This is a genomic window from Arthrobacter crystallopoietes BAB-32, assembly GCF_000328305.2.
In the GTDB taxonomy this organism is placed as follows: Bacteria; Actinomycetota; Actinomycetes; order Actinomycetales; family Micrococcaceae; genus Crystallibacter; species Crystallibacter crystallopoietes_A.
This window is the reverse complement of sequence record NZ_ANPE02000185.1, coordinates 1-4,921: the sequence shown is the minus strand read 5'-3', so window position 1 is coordinate 4,921 and position 4,921 is coordinate 1. Positions and strand designations below refer to the sequence as shown.

Below are 4,921 nucleotides of genomic sequence, written 5' to 3'. Positions count from 1 at the left end.
GACGCCCGGGATCCGGCGCAAGGCCTCGGCATCCGCGGCCATGAGCCCGGCCGGGCCGCCGGTCTTCTTCAGGATCAGCTGGCCCAGCTCCAGGCTGCTTGCCTCGCGCGTCCCGGAGCCGATGACCAGCGCCAGGCATTCGGCGTCCCTGAGCCGGCGGACACCGACCCTCGACATCTTCTCCCGCGGGCGGTCCCTGGCCTCCAGCTGGGCAATGGGGGTATGGGTTCTCATGGGCCCAAGCTACGGCCGACTGACCGGGCACGGTCTCTCCCGGCGCGCACTTGTGCACACCGGGAGACCTAGCCGCCCTGTGGAGGGGGAGTATCCGCAGCCTGTGCTGCCGCCCAGGCCGCGGACCCTTGGCCTGCCGCGACCGGGCTAGCGGATCATCTCCCCATCGGGGGCGACCACGTACCAAACGTCATTGACGCCTTGGCCGTCCACATCGCCGGGCTCCTTGTCGTTCTGCCAGTAGTAGATGGGCATACCGTCGATGGTGATCTGCTTCTCTCCCTCGGGCGTATCAATGGTGCCGATCTCGGCCGTGACGCCCTCCACCGTGGGAGTGTCGCTTTCGGTCAGCACCGGCGGCCAGGCCACGAGGCAGTCTCCGGTGCAGTTGCTCACGCCGGAACCCTTTTCATCCTTTGTGAAGTAGTACACCGTCATGCCCTGTCCATCGACCACGATCTCGCCGAGGGAACTGTCGGCGGTCATGAGCTCCACCGCACCGGCCGGTGCGCTGCTCTCCGGAGTCGTAGGCATCGGGCTCGCTTCCGGCGCTGCCGGAGTTTCGGCCGCCGGGGGAGCGGCTCCTTCCTCGTCGCCGCCGCCGGCACAGCCGGCCAATCCCAGGAGAGCGGCCGCCATCAGGGCCGCAGCGCCTCTGCTTCTGATTTTCATGATGGGAGTCCTATCGGTCCAACCGGGCTGGTTCGGTGCAGCGCCGCCGGGTGCGGGCCACTATTGGCAAAGACGCGCGCCGGGGCCAAAATGGTTCAACTGTGTTGGCCGCGGCGCAGTTGAACCATGGGGCCGTCCAACTGCGTCTTTGCAGGTATGGGCGTCATTTCGGAGGCGCGGAAGGAACGGCCATGGCGATGGAAGACGAAGCGGTAGCCCAGCTCTACCGCGAACACGGGGCAGCGCTGCGGCGGTTCGTGCTCGCGGCAACCTCGGATCCCGGCCAGGCCGAAGACGTGGTCCAGGAGACCATCCTGCGGGTCTGGAAACTCGGCCCCGATGTGCAGAATATGCGCGGCTACCTGTACCGCACCGCCCGCCACGTCATTATCGACAGCTACCGGCGGCGCAGCCGGAGGGCCGCTGAGACCGCAATGCCGGAAGAGGATCCGCCCGTCGCGGACCATGTCGACACGCTCCTGCTCAAAGTCGTGATGGAAGAAGCCCTGTCCCGGCTCAGCGTCGACCACCGGAATGTGATCCTCGCGCTGCACTACCAGCGGCTCACCGCAGCGGATGCGGCCAAGGAACTGTCGCTGCCGTTGGGAACCGTCAAATCGCGGGCTTTCTATGCAGCCAGGGCGCTTCGCTCCGTGCTTGAGGAGATGGGGGTCAAGCCATGAAACCCGATCATGACCAGCTGCGCCAGCTGATCGGGCTCTATGTCTTGGGCGGACTCGATCCCGGTGAGCGCCGCGCGTTTGACGACCACCTGCGCAGCTGTCCGGCGTGCGAAGCCGAACTCGCCGAGCTGGAGGGCCTGCCGGCCCTGCTCGATGCCGTACCGCGCGACGTTGCCCTGGAACTGGCCGAGGACACCGAGGCGGTCCTGGCGCATAACACCAAGCAGCTGATGGCCGAACTGCACGTGCGGCGGCGGAAACAACGACGGCGGGTGGCGGGTTTGGTCGCACTGGTAGCCGCGGCGTCACTCGTGGTGGGAGCCGTGGCCGGACCGGTGGTGACCAGGCCGCAGCAGACGGTGGACAGCTATACGATGACCGCCTCCAGCGGGCTGGAGGTCGAACTGGACCTCGTATACAAGGCGTGGGGGACCGAACTGGCCATGGATGGCGAGCGGTTGCCTGACAGCGGGATCCTGTCGCTCTGGGTAACCGATTCCACCGGCGAGGCGCGCGAAGTCGCCAGCTGGAAGGCTACGCCGGCCGGGCGCGCCAGGCTGTCCGCGGCCACCGCGGTGGACACCGAGGAGATCGTCCGTGTCGAGATCAAGGACGCGGACAAGGTCCCCGTGGCTTCCGTCGTCACCCGGGACTAACCCGGCTGGGCGCTGCCCTGCGGCAACCGCGCGCCGGGACCATGACGGAGGCCGGTCTTCGGGTCCGCCGTTCAGCCGCCCGTGCGGCGGAAGGTCAGGTCGAAGATTTCCCGGCCGGCTTCGTGCGCCTTTTGCTCGAAGCTGGTCAGGGCGCGGCCTTCGAAGCGCGGTGCCCAGCCGCCGAGTTCGTCCATCCCTTCGCCTTGGCTGGCATTGCCGGTGCTCACTGGAAGGCGGCCCTCTCGAACAGGGGCGCCGCCGACTTCCTGCTCCACGCCGCTGTCCCACACCTTGGTGAGGGGAGAAGCCGGACCGGTGCGTTCGCCGTCGTGCACGTTGACGAAGTCCTTCGCCGCGTTCCCGACCTCACGCATCTGGATGGCATAGGAGGACCAGTCCGTGGCCAGCCGCCAGAGACCGCCGGGTTGCAGGACGCGGGCCGCGAGCGGCGCGAAGCTGTCCTTGACCAGGCGGCGCTTGTGGTGGCGCGTCTTGTGCCACGGATCGGGAAAAAAGACCCAGAGTTCGGCAACCGAGCCGGCCGGCAGCATCGTCGCCAGGACCTCGGGGGCGTTGGCCTGGACCACACGGACGTTGTCCAGCTGGTTCTGGCCGATGCGCAGCAGGGTCTGGGCCAGGCCGGGCTTGTAGACCTCGACCGCGAGGAAATTCCGCTCCGGGTGTTCCTTGGCGGCATGGCAAACGGCCTCGCCCAGGCCGGAACCGATCTCCACGACGAGCGGGGCGCTGCGCCCGAAAGCGGCGGCGGCATCGAAGACGTAGCCGGGGTCCACGGAGGTGTCGCCTGCAACCCGGGGCACATCGATGACGAAGGCTTCGGCGTGCTCATCCCAGGCCTGCTGGCGGCGGCCCTGCAGCCGGGAGCCGCGGCGGACGTAGCTGACCGGCTCGGTGTGGAACGATCCCGGCGGCCGGTCCTGGCTGGCATCGCGGGCGGCGGGGAATTCCGGGGTGGAAGGCTGGTGCATCATCCCTTTCAGGATAGCCGCGGTCAGCCGGCGGCCCGGCCGCTGGTAGACTGGTGCTACTTGGAGCGCGCCCTGCGGTGCGCTCCCTGCGTCGATGAACGCTTCACACTTCTCCCGCAGTTCCAGCGCGTGGCGTCAGACCTGCAGCCAGCAGGCAGCCAACGCGGGCGGTTGACTCTGATCTTTTCTTCGGCGAACCCCGCGCCACACCGGTGCCGGGGCCACTGACCGAAAGTACTTGTCTTTCCCATGACCTTGAATACTTCTGTGCGCTCTTTTAAGCAGCTCGGCGTGCCGGCGCCGCTCGTAGCCGCGCTGTCCGCGAAGGGCATCGCCGAGCCGTTTCCGATCCAGGCCGAGACCCTGCCCGACACGTTGGCGGGCCGGGACGTCCTGGGCCGGGGCCGCACCGGGTCCGGCAAAACGCTGGCCTTCGCGCTGCCGCTTGTGGCCCGGCTGGCCGAACGCGAAGCCGCCTATCGCCGCCGCCCCGGCCGTCCCCTTGGGCTGGTGCTGGCCCCTACCCGCGAGCTGGCCACGCAGATCAATGCCACGGTCGAGCCGCTGGCCAACGAGCTCGGACTGAACACCACAGTCATCTACGGCGGTGTCTCCCAGGCGCGCCAGGAGAAGGCGCTGGCCTCCGGCGTCGACATCGTGGTGGCCTGCCCGGGCCGGCTCGAGGACCTGATGAAGCAGCGCATCCTCACCCTGGAAGCCGTGGAGATCACCGTGCTGGACGAGGCCGACCACATGGCCGACCTGGGCTTCCTTCCGGTGGTCCGCCGACTGCTGGACGCGACCGGCACCGACGGACAGCGCCTGCTGTTTTCCGCAACCTTGGACAACGGCGTGGACAAGCTGGTCCAGCGGTACCTGTCCAACCCGCTGACCCACTCCGTGGACGAGCCGCAGGCGGCCGTGAGCACGATGGAACACCACGTGCTCGTCGCCTCGGACCTGACCGCCAAGAAGCAGTTGGTCCAGCAGTTGGCTTCCGGCGTTGGCCGCCGCGTGCTGTTCACCCGGACCAAGCACCATGCCCGCAAACTGGCCAAGAGCCTGACTTCTGCCGGGATCCCCGCCGTCGACCTGCACGGCAACCTCTCGCAGAACGCCCGCGACCGCAACCTGGCTGAGTTCTCCTCCGGCGACGTGCGCGTCCTGGTGGCGACGGACGTGGCGGCCCGCGGCGTCCACGTGGACGAGGTGGAGCTGGTGGTCCACGTCGATCCGCCGACGGAGCACAAAGCGTACCTGCACCGTTCCGGCCGCACCGCGCGTGCCGGTTCGGACGGCAGCGTCGTCACGCTGGCGCTGCCCGAGCAGAAGCTGGAAGTCGGCAAGCTGATGAAGGCGGCCGGCGTCGACGTGGCGTTCGAGGGCGTGGCGCCAGGTTCACCGCTTGTGATGAAGCTGGTCGGCGAAGTCGCTGACGCCGTGGATCCGAAGGTCCGCCAGGCTGCTGTGGAGGCCAAGGCCGCGCACCGCGGTCCGGCATACAAGCAGGGCACGTCTACCGGAGCCAACGCGCGACGCAAGCGCGCAGCCCGCCAGAACGGACGGCCGAAGAGCGCTGCAACCACCGCCGGCCAGACGGCAGGCAGCCGGGGGACGGGCCAGACGGCAGGCAGCCGGGGGACCGGCCAGGCCCAGCCAGGGCGCCGGGGCAGGAAACGGCCGCCGG

6 protein-coding genes are annotated in these 4,921 nt (G+C 68.7%); 3 read left to right on the top strand and 3 right to left on the bottom strand.

The genetic code is table 11. The features are described from left to right. Positions 1-234: UPF0758 domain-containing protein (locus tag D477_RS22040; RefSeq protein ID WP_005271053.1), on the bottom strand; the 234-nt coding region annotated here is incomplete at its 3' end. Positions 235-381: 147 nt separating this feature from the next. Next, positions 382-906 carry a COG4315 family predicted lipoprotein gene (locus tag D477_RS14980; protein WP_043847172.1) on the bottom strand — a complete coding sequence of 175 codons (525 nt, stop codon included), beginning with the start codon at positions 904-906 and terminating at the stop codon, positions 382-384. A gap of 191 nt (positions 907-1,097) precedes the next feature. Between D477_RS14980 and D477_RS14975 the strand changes: the two genes are divergently transcribed. Continuing rightward, the gene (locus D477_RS14975; protein WP_005271049.1) at positions 1,098-1,589 is read left to right on the top strand and encodes a sigma-70 family RNA polymerase sigma factor; all 492 of its coding nucleotides are present in this window, start codon (positions 1,098-1,100) and stop codon (positions 1,587-1,589) included. Then, on the top strand, positions 1,586-2,245 hold the full coding sequence (locus tag D477_RS14970) for an anti-sigma factor family protein (RefSeq protein WP_005271046.1): 660 nt from the start codon (positions 1,586-1,588) through the stop codon (positions 2,243-2,245). Before D477_RS14975 ends, D477_RS14970 begins: the two co-directional genes overlap by 4 nt. A 71-nt stretch (positions 2,246-2,316) precedes the next feature. On the opposite strand, the gene trmB is transcribed toward D477_RS14970, so the two are convergent. After that, positions 2,317-3,237, bottom strand: a complete 921-nt coding sequence (gene trmB, locus D477_RS14965) for a tRNA (guanosine(46)-N7)-methyltransferase TrmB (protein WP_005271044.1) — start codon at positions 3,235-3,237, stop codon at positions 2,317-2,319. A gap of 264 nt (positions 3,238-3,501) precedes the next feature. Here trmB and D477_RS14960 point away from each other — a divergent pair. Beyond that, positions 3,502-4,921 (top strand): DEAD/DEAH box helicase (locus D477_RS14960; RefSeq protein WP_424580017.1); only part of this gene is annotated, 1,420 nt, incomplete at its 3' end.